At 69.2% G+C, this 24,698-nt stretch carries 19 protein-coding genes, 1 pseudogene and 1 CRISPR repeat array (1 of these 21 only partly in view); of the genes and pseudogenes, 11 read left to right on the top strand and 9 right to left on the bottom strand.

Going from position 1 to position 24,698, the window contains the following annotated elements; translation table 11 throughout:
- A CRISPR array of direct repeats spans positions 1-1,648; the repeat unit is 36 nt; unit sequence GTCCCGCTCGCCGTGATGCCGAAAGGCGTTGAGCAC; it reaches 171 nt to the left of the window's first position.
- 286 nt (positions 1,649-1,934) lie between these two features.
- The 7 genes from QEG98_RS39975 to QEG98_RS39945 all read left to right on the top strand — a co-directional run bounded on the left by QEG98_RS39975 (position 1,935) and on the right by QEG98_RS39945 (position 7,777).
- Complete coding sequence (locus QEG98_RS39975) at positions 1,935-2,399, top strand: DUF4150 domain-containing protein (RefSeq protein ID WP_316565094.1); 465 nt, start codon at positions 1,935-1,937, stop codon at positions 2,397-2,399.
- Between the two features lie 3 nt (positions 2,400-2,402).
- Entirely contained in the window at positions 2,403-2,912 is a 510-nt protein-coding gene (locus tag QEG98_RS39970; RefSeq protein WP_316565093.1) for a DUF6484 domain-containing protein, read from the top strand.
- 87 nt (positions 2,913-2,999) lie between these two features.
- Positions 3,000-3,887 (top strand): AHH domain-containing protein, encoded by an 888-nt coding sequence (locus tag QEG98_RS39965; RefSeq protein WP_316565092.1) that lies wholly within the window; start codon positions 3,000-3,002, stop codon positions 3,885-3,887.
- Positions 3,888-3,948: 61 nt separating this feature from the next.
- Complete coding sequence (locus QEG98_RS39960) at positions 3,949-4,521, top strand: imm11 family protein (RefSeq protein ID WP_316565091.1); 573 nt, start codon at positions 3,949-3,951, stop codon at positions 4,519-4,521.
- Positions 4,522-4,846: 325 nt separating this feature from the next.
- A complete protein-coding gene (locus tag QEG98_RS39955; RefSeq protein ID WP_316565090.1) occupies positions 4,847-5,851 on the top strand; it encodes a hypothetical protein in 1,005 nt (334 codons plus the stop codon).
- On the top strand, positions 5,848-6,975 hold the full coding sequence (locus tag QEG98_RS39950; protein WP_316565089.1) for a hypothetical protein: 1,128 nt from the start codon (positions 5,848-5,850) through the stop codon (positions 6,973-6,975). Before QEG98_RS39955 ends, QEG98_RS39950 begins: the two co-directional genes overlap by 4 nt.
- Before the next feature lie 34 nt (positions 6,976-7,009).
- Positions 7,010-7,777 carry an Imm49 family immunity protein gene (locus tag QEG98_RS39945; RefSeq protein WP_316565088.1) on the top strand — a complete coding sequence of 256 codons (768 nt, stop codon included), beginning with the start codon at positions 7,010-7,012 and terminating at the stop codon, positions 7,775-7,777.
- A 121-nt stretch (positions 7,778-7,898) separates the two neighbouring features.
- Here the strand turns inward: QEG98_RS39945 and QEG98_RS39940 are convergent, their stop codons facing one another.
- The 4 genes from QEG98_RS39940 to QEG98_RS39925 form a co-directional block, all read right to left on the bottom strand.
- Positions 7,899-8,267 (bottom strand): hypothetical protein, encoded by a 369-nt coding sequence (locus tag QEG98_RS39940; protein ID WP_316565087.1) that lies wholly within the window; start codon positions 8,265-8,267, stop codon positions 7,899-7,901.
- Positions 8,264-9,112, bottom strand: a complete 849-nt coding sequence (locus QEG98_RS39935) for a hypothetical protein (RefSeq protein ID WP_316565086.1) — start codon at positions 9,110-9,112, stop codon at positions 8,264-8,266. Before QEG98_RS39935 ends, QEG98_RS39940 begins: the two co-directional genes overlap by 4 nt.
- Before the next feature lie 168 nt (positions 9,113-9,280).
- Positions 9,281-10,006: a double-CXXCG motif protein gene (locus QEG98_RS39930; protein WP_316565085.1), complete on the bottom strand. Its 726-nt coding sequence runs from the start codon at positions 10,004-10,006 to the stop codon at positions 9,281-9,283.
- A 297-nt stretch (positions 10,007-10,303) separates the two neighbouring features.
- Positions 10,304-10,960 carry an SDR family oxidoreductase gene (locus QEG98_RS39925; RefSeq protein WP_316565084.1) on the bottom strand — a complete coding sequence of 219 codons (657 nt, stop codon included), beginning with the start codon at positions 10,958-10,960 and terminating at the stop codon, positions 10,304-10,306.
- 279 nt (positions 10,961-11,239) lie between these two features.
- Here QEG98_RS39925 and QEG98_RS39920 point away from each other — a divergent pair, with 279 nt between their 5' ends.
- The 4 genes from QEG98_RS39920 (at position 11,240) to QEG98_RS39905 (ending at position 16,977) form a co-directional block, all read left to right on the top strand.
- Positions 11,240-11,725, top strand: coding sequence for a TIGR02265 family protein (locus QEG98_RS39920; RefSeq protein ID WP_316565083.1), 486 nt, complete (start codon positions 11,240-11,242; stop codon positions 11,723-11,725).
- Positions 11,726-11,761: 36 nt separating this feature from the next.
- On the top strand, positions 11,762-12,430 hold the full coding sequence (locus QEG98_RS39915) for an exopolysaccharide biosynthesis protein (protein WP_090493938.1): 669 nt from the start codon (positions 11,762-11,764) through the stop codon (positions 12,428-12,430).
- A 268-nt stretch (positions 12,431-12,698) separates the two neighbouring features.
- Complete coding sequence (locus QEG98_RS39910; RefSeq protein WP_316565082.1) at positions 12,699-14,999, top strand: protein kinase domain-containing protein; 2,301 nt, start codon at positions 12,699-12,701, stop codon at positions 14,997-14,999.
- A 1,105-nt stretch (positions 15,000-16,104) separates the two neighbouring features.
- Positions 16,105-16,977: a class I SAM-dependent methyltransferase gene (locus tag QEG98_RS39905; RefSeq protein ID WP_316565081.1), complete on the top strand. Its 873-nt coding sequence runs from the start codon at positions 16,105-16,107 to the stop codon at positions 16,975-16,977.
- 70 nt (positions 16,978-17,047) lie between these two features.
- Here QEG98_RS39905 and QEG98_RS39900 read toward each other — a convergent pair whose 3' ends face one another.
- The 5 genes and pseudogenes from QEG98_RS39900 to QEG98_RS39880 form a co-directional block, all read right to left on the bottom strand.
- The gene (locus QEG98_RS39900; RefSeq protein ID WP_090493926.1) at positions 17,048-17,875 is read right to left on the bottom strand and encodes an SDR family NAD(P)-dependent oxidoreductase; all 828 of its coding nucleotides are present in this window, start codon (positions 17,873-17,875) and stop codon (positions 17,048-17,050) included.
- Positions 17,872-18,642 (bottom strand): lysophospholipid acyltransferase family protein, encoded by a 771-nt coding sequence (locus QEG98_RS39895; protein ID WP_316565080.1) that lies wholly within the window; start codon positions 18,640-18,642, stop codon positions 17,872-17,874. The genes QEG98_RS39900 and QEG98_RS39895 overlap by 4 nt, the downstream gene beginning before the upstream one ends.
- Positions 18,639-19,607 carry a 3-oxoacyl-ACP synthase III family protein gene (locus QEG98_RS39890; RefSeq protein WP_316565079.1) on the bottom strand — a complete coding sequence of 323 codons (969 nt, stop codon included), beginning with the start codon at positions 19,605-19,607 and terminating at the stop codon, positions 18,639-18,641. The genes QEG98_RS39895 and QEG98_RS39890 overlap by 4 nt, the downstream gene beginning before the upstream one ends.
- A complete protein-coding gene (locus tag QEG98_RS39885; RefSeq protein ID WP_316565078.1) occupies positions 19,604-21,466 on the bottom strand; it encodes a patatin-like phospholipase family protein in 1,863 nt (620 codons plus the stop codon). The genes QEG98_RS39890 and QEG98_RS39885 overlap by 4 nt, the downstream gene beginning before the upstream one ends.
- A 69-nt stretch (positions 21,467-21,535) precedes the next feature.
- Positions 21,536-24,696 (bottom strand): annotated as a pseudogene (locus tag QEG98_RS39880) (efflux RND transporter permease subunit).
- Between the last annotated feature and the right edge of the window lie 2 nt (positions 24,697-24,698).

Genomic DNA, 24,698 nt, shown 5'->3' with positions numbered 1-24,698 from the left:
TTGAGCACAAAATCCGTGGCTTCTGGACTTTGCCTTTGCTTGGCTTGTCCCGCTCGCCGTGATGCCGAAAGGCGTTGAGCACAACTTCTCTGCGTTGTTGAGGATTTGGTCGGTGTGTCCCGCTCGCCGTGATGCCGAAAGGCGTTGAGCACAACTTCTCTGCGTTGTTGAGGATTTGGTCGGTGTGTCCCGCTCGCCGTGATGCCGAAAGGCGTTGAGCACAAGCACCCTGACGTGGAGGATTTCACCATCACTTATCGTCCCGCTCGCCGTGATGCCGAAAGGCGTTGAGCACCTTTCCGTCGCCACGCTCACACCCCCAGTGGTCCCGCTCGCCGTGATGCCGAAAGGCGTTGAGCACCCTGAGCTGGCCCCTCGCTTTGAATGGCCGGGTAAGGTCCCGCTCGCCGTGATGCCGAAAGGCGTTGAGCACTCCTGAGCGGCTGTGGAGCCGCTTCGGTTTTCGAGGTCCCGCTCGCCGTGATGCCGAAAGGCGTTGAGCACCCCACCCGACAGCTCGCCGGTGCCAGAATTCGGTCCCGCTCGCCGTGATGCCGAAAGGCGTTGAGCACGGCCTCGCAGTCCAGATACGCGGCAACGGCCACACGTCCCGCTCGCCGTGATGCCGAAAGGCGTTGAGCACCTTCCAGAGCGTGTTGTCCCAGACGCCAGTGGCGAACGTCCCGCTCGCCGTGATGCCGAAAGGCGTTGAGCACGTAACGACGTGGCGTCCGTCATCAGCCCCTGGCCAAGTCCCGCTCGCCGTGATGCCGAAAGGCGTTGAGCACTTTCCCCTCTCTGGTTAGAAACAGCAAAGGCCCGGGTCCCGCTCGCCGTGATGCCGAAAGGCGTTGAGCACGAACTTTGGGACGATCGCGCAGTGCAGGTGGTGCCCAGTCCCGCTCGCCGTGATGCCGAAAGGCGTTGAGCACTCTGAATGCTTCCCCAGCACCTCTCCGAAGTAGAGAGTCCCGCTCGCCGTGATGCCGAAAGGCGTTGAGCACCTCAGACCTGCGCCAGCGTAGGCGGCGGGAGCTGCGTCCCGCTCGCCGTGATGCCGAAAGGCGTTGAGCACCTCGTTCGACGGCGGGAGTACCTGGGTGCAGACCGTCCCGCTCGCCGTGATGCCGAAAGGCGTTGAGCACAGCTGGAACAGGTGCAGGCCGAGGTGGCCGCCGTCCGTCCCGCTCGCCGTGATGCCGAAAGGCGTTGAGCACGCTGGTCTCAGCGCCGCCCCTACCTCGGACACCGCGCGTCCCGCTCGCCGTGATGCCGAAAGGCGTTGAGCACAAGGCCACCTGGTCCGGCTTCCGCCCTCCCTCCTGGTCCCGCTCGCCGTGATGCCGAAAGGCGTTGAGCACACGTTCCCGCAACATAGGTGTTTTGGAATGCAGGCTGAGTCCCGCTCGCCGTGATGCCGAAAGGCGTTGAGCACCTGTCCTCTTCTCCGGCGACACGCGGATGGGTCCCAGTCCCGCTCGCCGTGATGCCGAAAGGCGTTGAGCACACGCAGTTGCCCACCTCCAGCTCGCCGTAGCAGAAGGCCCGCTCGCCATGATGCCGAAAGGCGTTGAGCACTCTTCGGGCTTGTGCGTGTTGTAGACGGCGATTCGTCCCGCTCGCCGTGATGCCGAAAGGCGTTGAACGCGTTGGGGCCGCGTCTGGGCGGTTGCACTGTCCCCTGGGAAGGGTGACCGCACGACGGGGCCTCCAGCCGTTCTTGCGCGGCGGGTCACTGCCCCATTGCCGGAGTCCCCGGAACGAAACACCCACAAAGTGCGCCAATTACTAGCGGGTTGGGGCGGTGCCTAGGGGTGATTGACTGTGCTTGATTCAACACAGGCGCGGGCTTAGCAGGGTTCTTGAGGTGATACAGGCGTCTATTGGTCGCCGCGAGTCGCCAATGGAATTTCAAAAGAGATAGGCTTTCGCCCATGGCCAATGCCGTTGGCGTGAACAAGATGTCCGTTGTCACCAAGGACTCCAATGGTGTCACCGTCGCCTTCCCGGACGTGTGCAAGACGCCAAGCCCCGCCGGGCCGGTTCCCATTCCCTATCCCAACATCGCCAGGTCCTCGGATACCGACCAGGGCACCAAGAAGGTCTCCGTGGGGGGCAACCCGGTGTGCGTGAAGGACTCCAACTTCAAGATGAGCACCGGAGACGAGGCTGGCACCGCGGGCGGCGGCGTGGTTTCCGGCAAGACGAAGGGCAAGGCCGAGTTCGTCAACTACTCTTTCGATGTGCAGTTCGAGGGCAAGAACGTGGCGCGCGCCTTCGACCTCATGCTGCACAACGACAAGAACACGCCTCCGGCGCCGCTGCTGCAGCCGCCCGTCGTCGGGCTCGGAAAGCGGCCCGAGGAACTCCCCTGCGATACCTGTGGGAAGGAGCTCTAGGCCATGGACGCGTCCCATCGCAGCGGCAAACCCCGCGCGGCCTTCTCCGAAGAGCTCATCCTCGCGCCGCGAGTGGGGTGGGTGGCCGGGGCGAGCGCGAACGGGGTGCTGCTGGTGGACTTCGAGGGCAACCGTCGCGGTCCGCTCCCGGTGCGCACCACGGTGGCGCTGGCGCCGGACGCCATCCGGCGCGCTTCGGTGGAGCGGCAGGGAGCGCTCCTGCTCTTCGAGAAGGGGGACCCCGCCCTGCCCGTCCTCGTCGGGCTCGTTCAGAGCAACAGCCCCGCGCCGCTCACGGAGGCCCTCCTTGAGTCACTGGACGCCGGTCCACGGGAAGCCCAGGTGGATGGCAAGCAGGTGAGTCTCGAGGCGCGGGAAGAAGTCACGCTGAAGTGTGGGAAGGCGAGCCTCACCCTGCGTCGCAACGGAGACGTCATCCTGCGCGGCGTCAACATCCGGACCGAGGCGGAGCAGGTGCAGCGCATCAAGGGCGGGAAGGTCCAGATCAACTGAGCAGGTGCCCAGGATGCCGCTGATGCAGGCAATGGGCCGCGGCTCCTGAATACGGCTCCGGGCGTCGCAGCCCTCTTGGAGGCAGCCATGGGGAAGACGTCGCAGACCCCGGCGAAGAAGAACTCGGTCAAGAAGGTTCCCCTCAAGAAGAAGATCATCAAGAAGAAGGCCGATGGAGGGACTGCGGGCAAGAAGAGCGCGGCCGCGAAGAAGCCGAAGCCTCCGCCTTCACCCCACTCCTGGGAGGGCTCCTACCTCGCGGATGACCACGAGCATGGTTGCGTCAACCGGCACATCAGTGACTACCGCACGAGCAACCCGTGCAGCCATCGCCACCAGGCGCGGCTGAAGGCGCAGCAGACCCCGGCGAAGTACACGTGGCCGGCGGATGCCGCCAGGCAACCCGACACCGCTGGGGCGTGGGACATCACCGTCGACGGAAACTTCGAGACCAGCGCGCGCATGCCCTTCTCCCATGAAGCGCATCACATCGTGGCCAACGCGGAGCTCAAGGCCGCGGTGATTGATGCGGGCGAGGGCATTGAACCCAAGGGCCGGGTGCCGCTGATTGTCCGCTCGGGGCTGATGCGCGAGGGCTACAACCTCAACAATCAGCTCAACATGATCATCCTGCCGATGGTGAAGTACGCTGCGGTGGCGCTGGGCCTGCCGCTGCACCGCAAAACGCCCCTCCACTTCCACCACGCGACCTACAGCTCGTTCATCAGGAATCAGTTGGTGAAGGTCTTCGCCTGGGTCAAGAAGGCCGCTGCCGACCACGAGGTTCCGGAATACGAGTACACGCGGGCGGCGGTCGAAACGCTCTCGACGGATGTCTATCCGCAATTGGTCGCGGCTGGCGAAGCGATGAAGGCTGGCGACATGGCGGGAGATGCGCTGGAGGACATCCCTCACGACTTCCTCGGCAAGAACCGGGACCAGAGTGTAGGCATGATGGATGGCCCGGTGCCCTGAGCCAGGGAACCTCACCTCCCAAGGGACTGACCGAATGATGCGATTCCGCCTTCTCGACACGATGGGAAACGCCAACGACCGGGACCTCTGCTTCCTCATCCGGTTCGTCGAGGGTATCGAGGGTAAGTCCTATGCCACCAACCTAGGCGAGCGGCTGAGCCCCTTCTATCCGAAAGATGCCCGCATCCCGATGAGCCCGGAGCACCCGGGCATCAAGCTGTCGGCCCTGATAGGCAATGAGCGGAGCATGTTGATTGCCTCCTCCGCGTTCAAGGAGGCCATCCAGAAGCACTGCACGAATGAGATCGAGTACCTCCCGTTCACGCTCCACGACCACCGCAACCGCCCCTATAGCGACGACTACTTCATCATCAATCCGATTGGCACCTTCGACTGCCTTGACCTTGAGGCGAGCGATATCTCCTGGAGCACGAAGGCCCCGAAGAAGATCCTCCGCATTCGCAAGTACGTCCTGGACCGAGCGAAGATGCAGAACGCGCCCCAGCTCTTCCGGGTGGACGGGGATCCGTCCGAGTATGTCATTGGCCGGGAGCTGGCGCGGGAGATGTACGACCGCAAGCTCACCAACATCCGCTGGACGGAGCTGCGCTTCAGCGACGAGCCGAAGACATGAGCGAGGCACTCTCTCCGTCCGCCCGCCGCGCCGTGACGCGCCGCCTGCCGCTGCTGTGGGACGTGCTCGCGGAGCACCTGGAGGAAGCCAGCTTCCTCTGGACGCAGCGGGAGCGGGCGATGGACTCTCCGGATGACACCCTGCTCGAAGTCGAGGCGGGCGACGAGGCCCGGTTGCGAGCCCATCTGGACGGGCTCCATGTGGGCGGACCGCCGGCCGCGCTCCGGCTGCTGCGGCCCGCGCTGGAGAGCGAGGAGCCCGGATGCGTGGCCTCCGCCGCCTTCGTGCTGCTCGCGTCCGGCGAGCAGGCGCTGGTGCTGGAGCGATGGGGGAAGACGCGGAGCGGCGCCCCTGGCTGCGGCATGCGCTGGCGCTGTGCGAGCACCAGGGACTGGACGCCGCGCTGCTCGACCTGCTGCCGCGTCTGGCGCCGGCGCTCCAGGCCGAACTGCTCGACCTCCTCGCCTTCCGGCAAGTCGACGCGGGCTCGCTCCTGGAGCGCCTGGTCCTCGCGGACACGGAGCCGGTGCTCCTCGCGGCCGCCTTCCGCGCCGCGCGGGTGACGAAGCCGCCGGTGCTGGCGACCTGGCTTCGCAAGGGGATGGAGGACACCCGGCCCCTGGTGCGCGATGCCGCCATTGAAACAGGGCTGCTCCGGGGATTGCGCGCGGCCTGGCAGTCCTGCCAGCGGCTCGCGACAGCGGGGGCGGAGCCCCGCCTGACGATGCTCGCGCTGGCGGCCGGAGGGGCTGTCGCCGACGTGGAGAAGCTGGTTCGGGCGTTGGACAGGCCCGAATTGCGCGCGGAGGCACTGTGGGCGCTCGGCTTCAGTGGCCGGTTGGCGGCGGCGGACGCGGCCCTGACCGTGCTGAAGGAGCAAACGCCGGAGGTGGCGTGGCTGGCCCTGCGGACCTTCTCCGTCATCACCGGCCTGTCCACGGAGGGCCTCTTCATGCGCGAGGAGGACGAGGACGACGTAACGTCGCCTTCCGGCGCCGTGTCCTCCGGGCTGCCGCCCCCGAGCACCGTCCTGGCCGGGTCCAAGTGGCCGAGGTGGAGCGGTGGTGGGCCCGGGTTCGCGAGCGCTTCGAACCGGAGGGCCGCTACCGGGATGGCGTGCCGTGGACACCCGAGGCCCTGCTCCAGGCCCTCCACCGGCGCCGATGCGCCACCGTCCGGCGCTGGCCTTCGAGCTGGCCGTCAGGAGCCGGGGGCCTGTCAGGTGGATACCCGAGGCTGGTGCGGACACCAGCGCGCGCAGCTCCGGGCAGCCGGGGCGCTGTCGCTGGAGCGGCTCACGCGCGGCTTCGATGGGTGGATGAACGCATGAGCGCTCCCAGCGAGTTCCACCCGCGAGACGTGCTCGGCGTCATCACCGCCATCGGGGCCGTGACGTCGGTTGGGCGCAGTGCCGCTTCATCGTGCGCGGCCATCCGGGCAGGCATCTCCCGCCCTCGAAGGGTGAGCCACTTCCAGGTGCTGGATCCGGAGACCCAGGACACCCTTCCGCTCACCGCACACCCCGTCCAGGGCTATACGGACGGCTTCGTGGGGATGGGGCGATGGCTGCGCCTGGCGCGAGGTTGCCTCCGCGAAGTGTTGGAGACGCCCGGACTTCCTCGCCCCTCCGACGCGAGGTTCTGGAGCAGCACGGCCCTGATGATGGTCGCCCCCTCCCGTGATGATGGGGTGTTCGAGGTGGAGGGGGACGATGGCCTGGACGGCATCCGCGAGTACTGCCTCCGCCCGCTCCGCGACGCGCTGGGGCTGTCCCTCCCCGACGCGAATGTGCGGGTGGTGGACCAGGGCCCCGCGGGAGCGGCGGCGGCGGTCCAGCAGGCTTCGGGCGAGCTGTGGCGGGCCGGCTTCGAGCGGATCCTCGTGCTCGCGGTCGACTCGCTGCTGGACCCCGAGGCGCTGCGGGTGCTCGACGAGGAGGGCCGCCTGAAGGTGGGCGACAATCCGGTGGGCCTGATGCCCGGAGAGGCTGGCGCGTGCTTCCTGTTGGAGCAGGAGGGAGGGGCGCGCCAGCGCGGCGCCGCGCCCCTGGCTCTGGTGACGGGCGTGGCCACCGCCCAGGAGCGCCTTCACTTGTACGCGGGCCACGTCAGTCAGGGAGATGGGCTCGCGGCCTGCATCCGCGAGGTGCTCGCGCGAGGCTCGCGCCCGGCTCGCTTCGAGGGGGACCTCTACTCCGACTTGAACGGCGAGGAGTGGCGCGCGCGGGAGTGGGGGACCGCGCTCATCCGCCTGGGGGAGGAACTGGACGCGCCGAACGTTCATCTCCCAGGTGTCTCGGTGGGGGATGTCGGCGCCGCGAGCGGAGCGCTGGGGGTCTGCCAGGCGGTCCACGCCTTCGTCCGGGGACATTCCCGGACGAGGCAGGCCCTGGTCGTCTCCAGCTCCCCCTGGGGCACCGTGGGCTGTCTGCGTCTCCACTCCGCGGGGACCTGAATCCCGGCCCTCATTCCCGCTTCCAGGTGCGCCCATGGCCTCCCGCTTCCTGCCCGCCGTCATCGAAAACGCCCTGCACCAGAACCGGGCCCTGCGACGGGTGCTCGTCCGTGGGGCGGGACGCTCGCGGCACATCCTGACGTTCTGTGACAACTTCCGCGTCGCGGGTATTGGCTCGCTCTTCCTGACGGGCACCTCGGAGCCCTTCCTCCACAACCTCCATCAGAGCGGCCGGGCCTTCGCCCACTATCTGCGCAACGCGGGGAACGCCGACGTGCGACTGAGCCTCTCGCGGCCCTTCTTCGACGCGGTCGGCGTGGGGGACTTCGACGGCGCGGCGCTGATTGCGCGGCACGCGAGGCGGAGCTGGGCGCAAGGCGAGGAGTACGAGGAGGACTTCCTCTTCATCGAGTTCCTCATCCAGCATGGCGTGCTGGCGGCGCCGGTGTCCGCCTGCGAGGACCTCCTCGCCCGCTATGAGCGCGTGCTGAGCGGCGCCGAGGACCTCCGGCTCGACGTGTGCCGGACACTGCTTCAAGCGGACTCGGACGCCTTCAATCAGGCGCTCGCGTTGTTCCTCTCGGACAGGAAGGACAGGCTGGAGGCACAGGCGGAGACCACTCCCTTCCCCGAGGAGTTTCTCGCCACCGAGTGGAACTTCTCCCTCGAGGGACTGGCGCTGGCGCGCTTGGCCGAGCGCAACGGGCTGGAGACCGAGGAGGACTATCTCCACATCCCGTCACTCGCACGCGCGCCGGACCGGACGCGGCCAGGTGACGACTCGTGGATGGAGGTCGACTGAGGTTCATGCCGGCCCTGGCCTCCGAAGAGGGGGCTCCCCGGGAGAGGAGGCGCGATGATGAGGACTTCGACCTGGGCCGGTTTGCTGGCGGACCGGTGCTCTCCCAAGAGGGCAGGCCATGTCACTCCCTGGCGAGCGCCTTCCCCACGAAGTCCTGCCCCGGTCCTCCCGCCGCGAGCAGCGCTCGGATGCGACCCTTCGCGCCATCGGCGTCACCCAGTCGCTCGGCCGCCGCGAGCGTTGCCTGGTACGCGTCCCGCACATCGAGGCTCGTGACCTCGTAGCCATAGCCCTGCACGAGCCAGTGGAGCGCGAGCAGGCCCGCTCCCAGGGCGAAGGCGGGCTGCGTCTTCGCGAAGGCGTGGGCCGCGCGCGACAGCGTCTTCGGGTCGCAGGGCGTCTGGCGCGCGAGGCCGAGGGCCTCGTCGTAGAGTCCTGCGTCCTTGGCGGCCGCGAACCACTTGCCCTCGTCTCCCGGTGTGCTGCTCACGAGGTCCGCGAGCACCTCGCCCGCGGCCTTGTGTGGATACTTCCGGGCGACGGCGCGGAAGGTCGCCGGTAGGTGCCGCCTTGGTTCGCGATAAGGCCATACCGCTGGTACGCCTCTTCGGAGCGCCCCGCGGCGAGCAGCAGAGCCTCGCAGGCGCGCGCCACGGCGAAGGGGTTGTCGTTCAGCCCGCGCTCCGCCTCGGCGTAGCGGAGGGCCTCCTCCGTCCAGCCCTGCGCCGCGAGCGCCTTCACTCCGTACTGGCGGTCATGCCACGACTTGTACGGCGCCAGCTCCAGCAGCGCGAGCACCTCGTCGTAGCGCCCGGCGGCGACGAGCGCGCTCAGACAATTCGTGGTGCCCTTGAAGAAGCCGCGCAGGTCGGGCGAAGGCGACCAGGACCGCCGCACCGTGCCGATGAGGTTGTCGGCCCAGGCCGAGGCGACGTCTGGCGCCGCGCACAGCGCGCCCCAGTGGTGGCCGAGCGCTTCGATGTAGGGGATGTCGTCGGCCTGATAGGCCTCCCAGAGCCGCTCCAGCCATGCGTCGCGGGTCGCCGCATCCACGGGCGCGCTCGCGATGAGCGGCACGAGCTCGTCGATGGCGTGGTTGACGGCCGTGCCAATGGCACCCGATGAGCTGTCGACGTGCGCCAGCGCGGGGGACAGACGCTCCAGGAAGAGGACCGCGCCTTCCGCCGCGAGCGCGGGGGCCTTCCTGGCGGCCTGCTTGATTTCCGTCACCGCCTGCTTGATTCGGGTGATGGCTGGCTGCGACTTCCAGCCGAACGCGTGACGGCGAAAGCGCGCCTTGAACTCCCACTTGTGTGACACGGCCTTCACCATCACCGAGTGTCCTCCTGGCCGTGAAGGCGGGCTGGCGCATCCGGCACGGCGCCCGAGCGCGGCGCGCGAGCTTGCCGGTGTGGGGAGCGAGGAGCGGGGCATGGCACCAGCCGGTCGCCGGAGCTCGCTTCATGGGCCTTCCCACTGGACGCCATGCTCATCGCAACATGCTCATCGCAACGGAAGTTCGCGGAAGCGAATGCCCTCTAGTCCCAAACGGAGCGCAGCCTCCCTGAAATGCCCGGTGCCAACAATCATCGTGGCGAAGTTCCCCACGCGGAACATGTCGCGGTCCCGAGGGAGTGAGGCTGCGTCCAGCACAGGCTCCTCGGGGCGGGACAAGTCAAGGCGTCCGCACGGTCCACAAGGCGGGAAGGCATCGTCGGGTATGCAGGCGGCGTGTAGACGTCCGTGCGGCTCGAGCTGGAGTTCGAAGAACTCGGGCGGCGACTTCTGTCGAAAGCGCAGCAAGGCCCTGCTGCCGAGCAGTCCGCGCACTCCTTCAGCGTGGAACTGTTCCAGCGTATCGCGGCGCAGCAGCACCAGTGAGTTCCCCTGCCAGGTCACCGCGCCCAGTTCGCCCCGCGCCGTGCCTTCCAGAGGACCGAATCGAGTTCCTGGGGGGAGTTGCACGTGCGGCGGCGCGAGCGGTCGTACCAGTTCACGCAACCGCATGTACTCGGAGAAGGGCTCGGGTCGCGCCTTCAAAAAGGACTGCTGCTCAGGGAGCGCGGACAGGTCAACAGCGGGGTAGTGGTGGCCGACGCTCGCCCAGGTGGCGCCACAGCCAGGGCACGCCGAGAGTCCTGGCAGCTTCCACCGGTGCGTTGCGTTGAAGTCGCCGTTGTAGCGGGCCGTCGCGGCGGTATCTTCGACGAGCCAGTAGTAGCGGGTCATTCGTCCTCAGTTGATCCTGCAATACTCCTTTCGCCGCGCTGTCCTCGGCAATCAACGTGTGCATCGAGAAATGAGGCCGGATGTGGATGTTTGGCTGTTCTTGCTTGGCCTGAATTGGTCGTTGGCACAAACAGAACCACCTGACAGTCCTCATGCACGCGGGCAACGAGAGACCGCACCTACGTGCACACGGCACCCCTTTCAATGTCGGTCCGTTCTTCCAATCCCAGCCTGAGAGCGTTCCTGGGCGCTTTGCGCTGAGCGTGGTTCTCCGCGGGCCCTGCGCTGGAGGACGGCTCAGGCGCCCGCGGCAGCGACCTCGGCCCAGAGCGTGTCGCCCTCCAGTACCTGGTTCAGCGGCGCGCGTTGCTCCGAGACACGCAGCAGCACGGCGGCGAGCTGGTCCAGGTGGATGGGTCGCATGTTCCTCAGCGGTGGCAGGCGGGTGAGGGCGCGCAGCACGGGGTTGATGTGGTGGTACTCGCCCTCGAAGGCGGGCGGGCGCACCACGGTCCAGGGGATGCCACTGTCGCGCACCAGCCGCTCCGCCTCCGCCTTGGCCTTGAGGTACGCGCCCACCGGCCGGCCCGCGCCCACGGAGCTGAGCAGCACCAGGTGGTCTACCCCCGCGCGCTTCGCGGCCTCCACCAACTGCCGCGTGGTGCCGATGTCGCTCGACTCGTACGTGTCGCCCGACCCGAAGCGCTTGCGCATGGTGCCAATCAACTGGAGCACCGTGGTGCAGCCGCGCATCATCTCCACCAGCGTCTCACCGTCAGACAGCTCCACCACGGCCTTGTGGGGCCAGGGGCGGACCAGGTCGCTGTCCGCGCTCTTCGGCCGCACGTGCGCGAGGACAGGCGGCGCACCGCGAGACAGCGCCTGTCGCATCAGCGTGCGGCCCGTGGCACCCGTGGCACCAGCGACGAAGAGATGACGAGAGGGCGTGTTCATAAGGGCGGACTCCGGTGGAGATGGGCAGCGCGTCGTGTGGGCCCGAGCGATGACGCGGGCTGTCGGCTCTTCACCACACTGCGTCGCGTGAGCCCAGCGCGGCGTTGCGCTCCGTGTCGAAAGAGGCACACGCCGCGCCCCAAGCCGGGTGTTGAATAGCCATCGATAGACAGTCACCCGATGGGTTGAGACCCTGTCCTCCAGGCGATACATTGCCGCGCCTTGGAAAATCCCGAACCCCTTGTATTCCAGCAGAGCTTCCAGGGACTGCTTCGCGCCTTGGGTGATGACCTGGATGACGCGTGCGTGGGCCGTCTGCGCGAGGCGGGCCTCGATGCGCGAGGCTCGCTGGCTCTGGCCTATCCCTTGAAGGTCTGGGTGGCCGCGCTGAAGGTCGCCGCAGCCACGCTGGCTCCGGAGGCGCCGTTGGACGAGGCCGCCGCGGTGGTGGGGCGGCGCTTCGTGGAGGGCTTCAGCTCCACGCTCATCGGCAGCGCGCTGCTAGGCACCGTGCGGCTCCTGGGGCCGCAGCGCATGCTGGCGCGGATGACGCGCAACCTGCGCACGGGCACCAACTATCTGGAAACGCACATGGAGCAGCGGGGGCCCACCCGGTATGAGCTGACGTGCCGGCCCGTGGTGGTGGCGGGCTTCTACGTGGGGCTCTTCCTGGCAGGGCTGGAGGCCAGCGGGGCCAAGCACCCCTCGGTCCAGATTGTCCGGAGGGAGGGCGAGGAGGCGGTGTACGACATCGCTTGGAGCTGAGCATTGACGGGGAGGCCGTGCTAGTGACGGCCTGAAATGTCGACGCCTTCGCCCACCCCCTCTTCGTCCACGGGTTTTTCGGACACCCATGCCCAGCTCTCCGCCACCCTCCGCGCGCTGTCCGCGCGGTTGCCCGAATCCCTGACGGTGCGGGAGCTGATGCAGGCGTGTGGTGAGCAGGGCCTGCTGCTCTTCTGCTGCATCCTGACCTTCCCCTTCCTGCTGCCCGTGTCGATTCCGGGCGTGTCCACGGTGTTCGGCCTGCTCATCGTCCTCATCGGCGTGGGCGTGACGTTCAACCGGACGCCCTGGCTGCCCCGGAAGCTGCTGGACAAGCCGCTGCTGCGCACCAACCTGGCCCCGGCGCTGGACAAGGGCGCGGACGTCTTCACCAAGTACGTGGACAAGATGAGCAAGCCGCGGCTGCTGGCGCTCACGCACGGCTCCAGCACCAACCGCTTCAACGGCTTCATGCTCTTCTTCGCGGGCGTGCTGCTGATGATGCCGTTCGGCCTGATTCCCTTCAGCAACACGTTGCCCGCGCTGGCCGCGCTCTTCTTCGCCATCGGCATCCTGCAGCGCGACGGCTACTTCATCCTCATGGGGCATGGGATGACGGTGGGGTCGCTCACCTACTTCACCGTCATCATCTACGGCGCCGTGCAGGGGGGCCGCAGCCTGGCCAGTGTCTTCGGCGGGGGCTGAGCCCGCGCCTGGGTAGTGGCTGACCTGCCGCCCAGGCTCGCCTTATTTGCCCGGTGAGCCGGGGATTACGGTGCGTCTGGAATCAGTCCTACCGCCGCCAGGGGTTCCCGTTATCATCGGGGGCGGGCGGCCCCCCTCTGATGCGGCAATTTCCTCATGAAACCCGGCACCGGCCGGAGGATGCGACGCGTCGCGACGCGGAAGGCGAGGTCGTGGGCGGGCGCTACCGCATCCTCGGCTTCCTGGGCCGGGGCGGGGCGGGCACGGTGTGGCGCGCGCAGGACCTGCTGGCGGGCCCCGTCGCGGTGAAGCGGCTGCACCAGACGCTGGAGGACTGGCGCGGCTGCCTCGGCTGCCCGAAGGCGAGTACACGCCGTCGTCCATCGCCCGGCATGAGCTGGCGCTGTCGCTGGCGCACGAGTTCCAGACGCTCGCCTCGCTGCGCCATCCGCATGTCATCAGCGTGCTGGACTATGGCTTCGACGCCGAGCACCGGCCCTATCTGGCCATGGACCTGCTGGAGGACGCTCGGCACCTGGTGCAGGCGGGCACGGGGCAGCCATTGCGTGTGCAGGTGGGGCTGCTGGTGCAGACGCTGATGGCGCTGGCGTACCTGCACCGGCGCGGCATCATCCACCGCGACCTCAAGCCCGCCAACGTGCTGGAGGCCCACGGGCAGGTGAAGGTGCTGGACTTCGGCCTGGCGGTGGGGCGCGAGCACGTCCACCGCGCGCAGCCAGGCGGCACGCCGGGCTACCTCGCGCCGGAGCTGTTCGAGGACCAGCCGCCCTCGGAGGTGACGGACCTCTTCAGCGTGGGCGCCATGGCCAGCCAGATGATGTTCGGCCGGCTGCCGCATGCCGGACAGGTGCCCTCGCCGCCGGACTTCCCACCCGCGCTGAAGGCCGTGCTGGAGCGGCTGGTGTCGCCGGACCCGAAGCTGCGGCCCCGCAGCGCGGACGCGGTGATTGCCGAGCTCTGCGCCGCCACCGGTGAGCCGGTGCCGCCCGAGTCCGCCGCCACGCGCGAGAGCTTCCTCCAGGCTGCGCGCTACGTGGGCCGGGTGGAGGAGCAGGCGCGGCTGTCCACCGTGCTCGAGTCGGCGATGGTGGGCCGCGGCGGCGCGTGGCTGGTGGGTGGGGAGAGCGGCGTGGGCAAGTCGCGGCTCCTGGAGGAGCTGCGCGCGCTGGCGCTGGTGAAGGGCGCGGTGGTGCTGCGCGGCCAGGGCGTGGCGGCGGGTGGCAGCCCGTACCAGGAATGGCGTCCGGTGCTGCGCTGGCTGGCCATCCTCACCACGCTGAGTGAGCGCGAGGCCAGCATCCTCAAGCCGCTGGTGCCGGACATCGAGGCGCTGTTGGGGCACCCCGTCGCGGACCCCGCCGAAGTGGGCGCGGACATGGTGCAGGCGCGGCTGCTCCACGTGGTGGAGGACGTGTTCGCGCGGCTGACCCAGCCCCTCGTCGTGGTGCTGGAGGACCTGCACTGGGCGGGCGATGAGTCGCTGCACCTGCTCTCGAGGCTCGCCACGCGGGCGGCGCAGCTGCGGCTGTTGCTCATCGGCAGTTTCCGTGACGACGAGGCGCCTTCGCTTCCCTCGGCGCTGCCGGGCCTGTCACTGCTGCGGCTGCCTCGGCTGGACGCTCGGGAGGTCTCCATCCTCAGTGAGTCCATGATGGGGGCACCCGGGGCCCGTCCCCATCTGGTGGATCTGTTGCTGCGCGAGACGGAGGGCAATCCCTTCTTCCTCGTGGAGGTGGTGCGGGCGCTGGCGGAGGAGGCAGGAGGGCTGGACCGGCTTGGCGACATGTCACTGCCGGAGCGCGTCTTCGCTGGCGGCGTGCGCAGGCTGGTGCAGCGGCGGCTGGAGAAGGTGCCGGTTCCTTCGCGGGAGTTGCTGCAGGTGGCCGCCATCGTCGGGCGGCAGGTGGACGTGCCGCTGCTCCAGCAGGCCGCGCCGGATGTGGACGTGGAGCACTGGCTGACGGACTGCGCGGCGGCGGCGGTGCTGGACGTGGCGGATGGGCGCTGGCGCTTCGCGCACGACAAGCTGCGCGAAGGCGTGCTGGACGATTTGCCCGTGGACGCGCGGCCCGCGTTGCACCGGCGCGCCGCGCTAGCGATGGAGGCGGCGCATGGACAGCGGGCGGAGTGGACGGCGGCGCTCACCTACCACTGGGGCATGGCCGGGGACGCGCTGCGTGAGGCTCGCTATGCGCTGCGCGCGGGTGAGGATGCCCTTCGCGTGGGCGCCTGCCGCGAAGCGCTGCCGTTCCTCACCCGGGCGCTGACACGGGTGACTGAAGTGGGTGGCGACGCCATGACGTTGGGGCACCTGGAGGCACTCCTGGCGGAGACGCGCTTCCAACTGGGGAGCTCCAGTCCTTCCGTGAGCATGCGGAGCGCGCGCTGCGGCACTTCGGCTGGCCCGTGCCGTCCAGCCGCATGGGCTGGGCGCTGGGGACGCTGGGGCAGGGTCTGCTGCGGCTGGCGCAGAGCTCCCGGCCGGAGGACTACGACGAGGAGACGGAGGAGCAGCGGCGGGTGCGGCGCGTGGCGGGGCGGCTGTTGATGCGGCTGCTCGATGCGTTCATCTATGCGCACCAGGCGCTGCCCGTTCTCTGGGCCGGCCTGCGCGCGTTGAATCTGTGCGAGCCGGCGGGCGCGTCGCCGGAGCTGGCGCGGGGCTACACGAGCATGGCGGTGGTGGCGGGCACGCTGCCCATCCGGTCGGTGGCGGAGACGTGGTCCCGCCGCGCGTTGGAGGTGGCCGAGCGCGTGGGCAACCCCGCGGACCTGGCCTTCGTGCTGTGCCGCAACGCCGTGTATGGCGCGTACGTGGCGCGGTGGGCGGAGGCCGAGGCGTGGCTGGAGCGGGCCATGGGCATCGTCGACTCGGTGGGCGACGTGCGGTTGGCGGAGGAGTGCCGCGCGCTGCTGACGGTGGTGTCGTGCTACCAGGGGAAGTTCGCGCGGGGGCTGCCGCTGATGGCGTGGCTGGAGCACTCGGCGCGGCGGCGCGGGGCGCTCCAGACGGAGCACTGGGCGCTGCACTACCAGGCGCACATCCATTTGCGGCTGGGCGACTACGCGAAGGCTCGCGCCGCGCTGGAGCAGACGCTGGCGTGGACGGAGGCGCAGGGAGGGCAGACGGACCGCATCATCGTGGAGGGGGCGCTGGCGCTGCTGCGGCTGCGTGAAGGTGACGCGGAAGGGGCCCGTGCCGCGGCGGAGCAGGCGCTGGCGAGGATGTCGTCTGGCAAGCCGGTGGCGCACTTCGTCTACTTCGGCGTGATGACGGTGGCGGAGGTGTTCCTGACGCTGTGGGAGCGGGGCGCGGATGCCTCGCTGGTGACGAGCGCCAAGGCCGCGCGCCGGGAGGCAGAGGTTTTCGCCAAGGTGTTCCCCTTCGGTGAGGCCGCAGCGCGCTTGTGGCGTGGGCGAGAGGCCTGGCTGGATGGCGACGCCACGCGGGCCTTCGAGGCGTGGCGCCGGTGCATCGCTGTCGCATCGAGGAAGGGACAATCCTTCGAGGAGGCCCACGCGCGTCTGGCGCTGGCCAGGCACTTGCCATCGGAGGACCCGGCGCGGTGTGCCCATCAGCAGCGCGCGGTGGAGTTGTTCTCCCGGCTGGGCATGTGGGATGCACAGGCTCGCACGGAGGCGCTCGCGCGTTCATGAACGGTGTGCGCGTCGGGGACGTGACGTTGCTGGCGTGTCCTGCTTGTGGTGGGGCGTTGGTGTTTCACGGGCTCGAGGCGGAGGGCTGCATCCGCGACGGGTGGCTGCGCTGCGGTGGCTGCGGCGAGGCGTGGAGCGTGGCACGCGGCATGGCGCGGCTGTATCGCGAGGACGCGGTGCGCGGTACGGACCGGCTGATGCGCGTCATCTACGACGGGCTGCCCGTGTTGCATGACCCGCTGACGACGTTGCTGACACCGCTGTTTCAATCTGTCTCCGAAGCGCGGATGCGCGCGGGGTACATGCGCCGTGTGGCGCTCGGCTCGCTGACGCCGCACGAGGATGGGAGCCCGGTGCGGGTGCTGGAGGTGGGCGTGGGCTCGGGGGCGAACCTGCCGCTCCTGCGTGATGGCTTGCCGCCGGGGCTCGACGTGGACGTGTGGGGCGTGGACCTGAGCGAGGGCATGCTCGGGCACTGCAAGCGGCGGCTGCTGTCTGGCGGTCATGCGGGCGTGCGGCTGATGATGGCGGATGCGCACGCGCTGCCGTTCCCGGACGCGTCGTTCGACCGGGTGTTTCACGTGGGAGGCATTGGCGGCTACCGGGCACCCGAGCGGGCCCTGGCGGAGATGGCGCGCGTGGCGAAGCCGGGCACGCCGCTGGTGGTCGTGGACGAGCAGATGGACCCGGCCTTCCGGCCCTCGCTGTTCCAGCGCGCCGCGTTCCGCGCGATGACGTTCTACTCGTGGGATCCACACTGCCCCCGGGAACTGTTGCCTCCGGGCGCGTTCGACGTCACCGAGGAGCAGGTGGCCCCGTTTTATTACTGTCTGTCGTTCCGGATGCCGGAGCAAGACGCACGGGCCTGACGGCCGATGCACATGTGTGTCTCGAGGGAGATTCCGAGCCCTGTCTCTCAGCCATTTGACAGGGCTGACCTCACGGATTCAGCACCAGGTCCAACAGCCGCAGCGTCATTCCGCCGGTGAAGTCGATGGTGGCTCCGTTGAACCAGCCCGCCTCCTCACCGGCGAGCACCGTGACGAAGCGGGCCACGTCCTCCACGGTGCCCATGCGTCCCGCGGGATTCATCTTCGCGTGGGCCGCCTCCAGGCGCGCCAGGGCTTCGGGTGAGTACACGTGCTTCAGCGCGGGCGTCATCACCGTGCCGAACTTCAGCAGGTTGACGCGGTGTCCTCGCGGTCCCAGCTCCATGGCCAGGTAGCGCACGTACATCTCCAGCGCCGCCTTCGACGCGCTGATGAGCCCTGTGTTCCCCAGGTGCGTTTCATCCAGCGGGTTCTGCAGACCGAGGAGCCGTGCCTCCGGCGCCAACATGTCTTCATTCACCAGGGCCTGCACCCAGAAGACGAACGAGTGCGCCATCGTGTCGAAGGTCCTGCGGATGCGCCGCGCGTGCAGCCGGTCCTCGCCCTCGGACAGGAAGCGCCCCACCGAGGCCCCCGCAATCGAATGCACGAAGAGCTTCACGCTCCGAGGCCCGGCGACCTCCCGCAGCGCCGCCACGCCCGCCTCCGCGGCCTCCGGTGAAGACGCATCCGCCTGCCACAGCACACTGCGTCCACCGGCGTCCCGAATCCGCTGCTCCAACTGCGTGGCGCCGTCCGCGTACCGGCCCCGGTGGACACCGAAGACATTCAGCCCGGGCTTCCGAGTCACCGCCTCCGCGATGGCCGCGCCCGTGCCAGACGAAGCTCCCAGGATGAGCGCCCACTCCCGCGCCTCGGAACCTTCACCTTCGCTCATTGCACCGCCTTCCGGGTGCTGCCCTTGTCCACGCCGCGAGCCCTGTCGAGCAGCCCCTGCACCGCGTCCGCCACGTCCTGGTGCACCGCGCGCATCGCGTCCCGGTCGCCCGCGTCGAAGCCTGGCTCCAGGTGGCGCGTCAGCGGCTCGCCCACCCACTGCGTCATCTTCACGGGGAAGGGAAGCGACAAGGGCCACAGGCCCGTGGCACCCACGCCCAGCCACAGCGGCAGCCGCGCGGGCATGCCCACGCGCCGGCCCAGCGCGTACCCGTCGTTGAGTCCCACGTACGCGTCGTCCATGCCACTGCCGCCCACGGGGACAATCGGCAGCCGGTAGCGCACCGCCAGGCGCAGGTAGCCCATGCGCTCGCCCCAGTCGACGCGGTAGCGATGGCGGAAGTCACGGCAGCCCTCGCGCGTGCCTCCTGGCTGCAACAACACGTGCTCGCCGCGCGCCACCGCCTCCGCCAGCCGCGGGTCATCCCCCGTGACGAAGCCCAGCCCGTCCGCCACCGCGCGCATGCCCGGAATCGAATCGAACGCGCCGTGCGCCACGCTGTGCGGCAGATAGCCCAGGCGTTCGTGGAGCGTCACCGTCAGCATGCACAGGTCCACGGCCAGGGGGCGCCCGTGGTAACCGACGATGAGCTTCGCGCCGGGACGGAGCAGCGGCTCCAGGTTCACCACCTCGTAGCGGTGATACCGGCGCAGCAGCCGGAACGTGGTCAGCCAGGCCCTCAGGGGCCAACCGCCCGCCTGTTTCATCCGCCCACCTGGTACAGCACCGCGCCGTGAGCCACGCCCGCGCCCACGCCCACCAGGAGGATGCGGTGCCCTGGCTTCACCGGACGCGTGCGCAGCAGCCGGTCCAGACTGGTGCCCAGCGAGGCCGAGCCCACGCTGCCCACCGTGTCCACCACGCGCACGCTCCGTTCCGGTGACACCTCCAGCGCCTGGAGGATGGCCTCCAACATGCTGCCATTCGGCTGGTGCGTGAGCACCCACTCGACGTCGCGCAGGGCCACGCCGGACTCGTCCAACGCCGCGCGCGTCGCCCGCACCAGCGCGTCCAGCGCGACGCGGGTCATCTCCTGGCTGGGCGTCAGGAAGCGCATCCGCTCCAGCTTGCCGGTGGCCGTCGGGTTCTCCAGCACCACGTCCGTGGGCAGCGTGCCGTCATTGCCCAGGGCCACGCCCAGGACGCCTTCTCCCGGACGGCCCGCGCCCAGCACGGCGGCGGCGGCGGCGTCGCCCAGCACCAGGTAGGGGCGGGGCTCCTCGGGCGTGGTGGTGCGCGACAGCAGCTCCACGGACACGATGCCCACCGGCCCCAGCCCCGTGGCCACGGAGCGCGCCGCCAGGTCGAAGGCGCTCAGGAAGCCCATGCAGGCGTTGCTCAGGTCCATCGCGTCGCAGCTTCCCGACAGGCCCAGCGCCGCTGCCACGCGGTTGGCGGTGGCGGGCGTGGTGACGTCGCCGCCCATGGAGGTGACGCAGAGGATTCGGCGCAGGGCCCGGGCCTCCAGTTCCGCCGCGTCCAGCGCGCCCCGCAGCGCCTGTGCCGCCACGTCCGCGGCCTTCGTCCCCGGTGGCGCGAAGTGGCGGGTGAGGATGCCTGTCTTCCGTGTCACCTCCGCGGCGTCACGTCCCACGCGCGCGCACAGCTCCGCGGTCGTCACGGCGGGGCCGGGAAGGACACTGGCGGTGCCCAGGATGCGAACGGGAATCATGCGGCTTGCTGTCCTCCTGGATGCGCGTGGGCACGGGCACCCCGGGCTTTGACCTGGAGCCAGTGCTGCTTCATCTCCTCCAGCCGCTTCGCGAGCGACGCATCCGCCGCCGCCCGTCCGAGGATGTCCCGGGCCTTGGTGAACTCCATGGCGGTCAGCAGCGGTGCCTCCGCGGATTGGATGTCGTAGCGGACGTCCGCGAGCAGGCTCTCCGCGTCCCCACTGCGGTGCAATAGCAGCACGCCGCTGGCCGCCAGGTCCAGCGCGCGGGCCACCGGATTGAGCCCCGCCAGGAAGCGCCCCAGGCCGGACTGCCGCCGCGGGGACGCATGCCGGACGCCGAAGGGGAAGATGTTGCTGGAGAAGATGACGTCCGCGCCCGCGTTCAACAGCACGTGCGCGGGCACCATGCTGGTGAAGGCGCCGTCCACGTACCGCGCGGGAGGCACCACCGTGGGGCCCCAGATACCCGGCGCCGAGCCGCTGGCGCGCACCCCCAGGGCCACCGGGCCCTGCTCCAGCGCCACGCAGTCTCCGCTGGTCAGGTCCGTCGTGACAGGCAGGAAGCGGATGGCCAGCTCCTCCAGGCAGAGCCGGCCCAGGTCCTGCTCCACGAAGCGCTCCAGCGAATACGTGGTCACGATGGCGGCAGTGGCGGCCAGGGTGAGCTGCCAGCTCATGGCCCGCTCCTCCAGCCGTCGCAGTCCTTCCAGTCCGTCGTGCCCATCCAGCGCGCTGCCGCAGAAGTACGCGCCTACCAGTGAGCCCATGCTGGCGCCGCTGACGATGTCGATGGGCACGCCCTGGCTCACCAGCCAGCGCAGGATGTGGACATGGTAGAAGCCCCACACGCCACCGCCACTGAGCGCCAGGCCCACGCGCCGGTGGGTGAGGGCTCGGGCCCAGCGGGAGAGTGCGTCCCGCTCGGCGGGGCTCAGCACCGTGGCGTCCAGCGGACGGTCATCCACGAGCACCCGCGCCATCCTGTCCAGGTTCAACCGCAAGGGGCAGGGCGGCAGCCACTGGGGATGCAGGGACTGGCCACTCAGCTCCGACGCACGTGACGCACGGCGAGGCTCCACCACCACGGTGGGAAGCACGCGAGGGGCCGACGCCTTCCGCGCGTCCAAGGTCGTCACCAGCCGCGCCGTCTTCCCCGGCATCCCGACGTCCGCCACGCCGCAGCCGTCGAGCAGGACGTAGTGGAGGCCGTGCTCGGCTGTGAGCCGTTGGAGCACCGATGGGGTCAGCAGGCCGGGACCGCCAGCTTGAGCTGGAGGCAGCGTGGCGCGCAGGACGCCATCCGCCCCCTTCGTGACGGGCGCGTCATGCCCGCCCGGTGCGCTCCGGAGCAGCAGCACGCGGTCGCCGAAGTCATGGTGGATGACCTTCGCCACCAGCTCGATGAGGGAGGACAGGGGCGCGCCGCGCACGTCGCTCTCGAAAGCGATGACCTCCGCTGGCGGACGGGGCCGCTCCTGCATACCGGTGGGCGCGTGCAGCAGGCTCGCGACAGCGTCCTTCGGAAAGAAGAGGCCCTCGGAGTCCGTCGTCGCGCGGATGGTGAAGGCGTTGCTGCCGCTCGACAGCGCCTCCAGTCCCAGGGGCGTGCCGGGCTGGAGCGTCATCAGGAGTGCGTCACCGCGCATGACCTCCAACTCGCCCTCCAGGAGAAGGGAGAAGCCCTCAGGGGGCTCGCCTTCCCGGCACAGCACCTCGCCGCGAGCCCAGGACACGTCCTGGCCCTTGCCCAGCAGTTGGAGCAGCGCGGTGTTGCCATGATGCCGGAGCCCGGGCGCACGTTTGAGCGCATAGAGCCGCTGGCGCCGCCGGTCATCGCGTGACGGGAAGTGAGACATGGCACCCCGCAGGATAACGAAGCCCCTCCGGCGGGGCATCCAGGGGGCCCCCAGGCCCCAGGTCAGCACTCAGGGTGCGTGGGGCTCTGGTGGGCGGACGGGGGGCTGCGGCGTGTTGACATCACCCTGCCGGCGGACGCGGAGCCTGGCGGCCTCCATCACCACGTACAGCACGGGGATGAAGATGAGATTCACAAAGGTGGACAGCAACATGCCGCCGAACACGGTGGTGCCCAGGGACTTGCGCGCGGAGGCCCCCGCCCCCGAGGCCAGCATCAGCGGCACCACGCCCATGAGGAACGCGAAGGACGTCATCAGGATGGGCCGCAGGCGCGTCTGGGCGGAGTGAATGGCGGCGTCCACGACGCTCCGGCCTTCGTGACGGAGCTGCTCGGCGAACTCGACGATGAGGATAGCGTTCTTGCTGGCCAGCCCCACCAGCATGACGAGCCCGACCTGGCAGAACACGTCGTTCTGGAGGCCGCGCAAATTCTGCAGCCCCAGCGCGCCCAGCATGGCCACGGGGACGCCCAGGAGGATGATGAGGGGCAGGGCGAAGCTCTCGTACTGCGCGGACAGCACCAGGAAGACGAAGACGACGCCCAGCCCGAAGATGACCAGCACGCTGCGGCCCGCCTCCTTCTGCTCCTGGGACAGGCCCGTCCATTCGAAGGTGTAGCCCACGGGCAACGTCTTGCGCGCCACCGCCTCCATCGTGTCCAGGGCCTGCCCGGAGCTGGAGCCCGGAGCGGCCTGCCCGTTGATGGTCGCCGAGCGGTACAGGTTGTAGTGCTGGATGTTCTGCGCGCTGGTGATGGGCCGCACCTGCACCAGCGACTCCAGCGGCACCATCTCTCCCTTTGCGGAGCGGACGTAGAGCGCGTCGATGTCGCGCGGCTCGTTGCGGAACGGGACGGCGGCCTGCACGTACACGCGGTACACGCGGCTGGCGAAGGTGAAGTCATTCACGTACTGGCTGCCAAGGTAGACTTGCAGCGTGGAGAAGACGCCATCCAGCGGGACGCCCATCGCCAGGGCCTTCTCCCGGTCCACCTGCACGTCCAGGAGCGGCGTGTTGGCGGTGTAGGAAGAGAAGACCCCGCGCAGGCCCGGGGCCTGGCTGGCCGCGCCCACCAACATGTCCGTCGTCTGCGCGAGCTGAGCGAGCGTTCGGCCGCCTTGCTGGTCCTCCAGCACGAACTCGAAGCCGCCCACGCTGCCCACGCCGCGGATGGCGGGGGCTCGAAGGGCAACACGCGCGCGCCGCCAATGGCCATCAGCGGGCGTCGCAGGCGCTCCACCAGTCCCGCCACGCTCTGCTCCGTGCGCTTGCGCTCGTCCCACGGGTGCAGGTTGACGAAGAGGGTGCCGTAGTTGACGCCCGTGCCCAGCAGCGAGAAGCCGCCCACGGTGAAGATGTCCGCGACCTCCGGCTGCTGGCGCATCACGTCCTCCGCCTGGAGCAGCACATTGCGCGTGTAGTCCAGCGACGTGCCCTCCGGCCCCTGCACGGCGATGATGAGGTAGCCCTGGTCCTCGCCCGGGATGAAGCCCGTGGGCGTGAGTCGGTACACCAGGATGGTGCCGGCCAGACACACGACGAAGGCGATGACCACCGGCCAGCGCAGCGGTCCGATGAGCTTCGCCAACATCCGGCCGTAGGCGTCTCGGAACGCGTCGAGCCCCCGGTCGAACATGCGGAAGACCTTCCACTTCTGGCCTTCGTGGGGCCGCAGCAGGATGGCGCACAGCGCGGGGGACAGGGTGAGCGCCACCAGCGCGGACAGGCTGATGGAGAAGGCCAGGGTGAGGGCGAACTGCCGGTAGATGATGCCGGTGGTGCCGGGGAAGAAGGACACCGGTACGAACACCGCGGACAGCACCAGGGCAATGGCCACCAGCGCGCCGGCCACCTGCTTCATGCTCCGGTGGGTGGCTTCGCGAGGGCCCACGTTGTCCTGCTCCATGGTGCGCTCGACGTTCTCGATGACGATGATGGCGTCATCCACCACCAGGCCCGTGGCCAGCGTGAGGCCGAAGAGCGTCAGCGTGTTGATGGAGAAGCCGAACGCGTTGACGAAGAGGAAGGTGCCCACCAGCGACACGGGCAACGTGGTGGCCACTACCAGCACGCTGCGCCAGCCGTGCAGGAAGATGAAGATGACCAGCACCACCAGGAAGATGGCCTCGCCCAACGTCACCAGCACCTCCTCGATGGAGGCCTGCACCGCCGCCGTGGTGTCGAAGGCGCGCTGGTAGCGCATGCCCGGCGGGAAGTTGCCCTTCAGCCGCTCCAGCTCGGCGATGACGCCGTCGCGCACCTCCAGCGCGTTGGAGCCGGGGAGCTGGAAGATGCCCAGGCCCACGGCCTCGCGGCCGTTGAAGCGCAGAAGCTGCCCGTAGTTCTCCGCGCCCAGCTCCGCGCTGCCCACGTCCTTCAGCCGCACCAGCGAGCCGTCCGGCCCCTGCTGCACCACGATGTTGCCGAACTCCTCCGCGGACGTGAGCTGTCCCAGCACGCGCACCGTGAACTGGTACGTCTGTCCCGGCGGCGCTGGCTGCTGACCCACCTGTCCCGCGCCGATTTGAACGTTCTGCGCGCGCAGGGCGTTCACCACGTCCGTGGCGGCGAGCCCACGCCGCGCCAGCTCCGAGGGGTCCAGCCACAGCCGCATGGCGAAGCGCCGCTCGCCGAAAATCCGCACGTCGCCCACGCCCGTCACGCGCAGCAGCGCGTCCCGGATGAAGACGTCCGCGTAGTTGCTGAGGAAGCCCGTCTCGTAACGGTTCTCCTCGTCGAACAAGCCGAAGGCCATGAGCAGCTGCGTCTGGGCCTTGGTGATGGTGACGCCCAGCGCGTTGACGGCGGCCGGAAGCTGCGCGGACGCGGTGGCCACGCGGTTCTGGACGTCCACCGCGGCGATGTCCAGGTCCCGTCCCGGGTCGAAGGTGACGGTGATGGTGCTCACGCCCGTGTTGCTGCTGGTGGAGGCGATGTAACGCATGCCCTCCACGCCGTTGAGCTGCCGCTCCAGCACGGTGGTGACGGCGCTCTCCACCGTCTCCGCGGAGGCGCCGATGTACGTCGCCGTCACCTGCACCACGGGCAACGACAGGTCAGGGTACTGCTCGATGGGCAGGTTGGGGATGGAGATGGCCCCCACCAGGGTGATGATGATGGACACCACGCTGGCGAAGACGGGACGGCGGATGAAGAAGTCGGTGAACATGG

It is taken from the genome of Myxococcus sp. MxC21-1 (assembly GCF_032612255.1).
In the GTDB taxonomy this organism is placed as follows: Bacteria; Myxococcota; Myxococcia; order Myxococcales; family Myxococcaceae; genus Myxococcus; species Myxococcus virescens.
The sequence above is the reverse complement of the archived record's forward strand: the minus strand, read 5'-3'. Positions and strand labels throughout refer to the sequence as shown.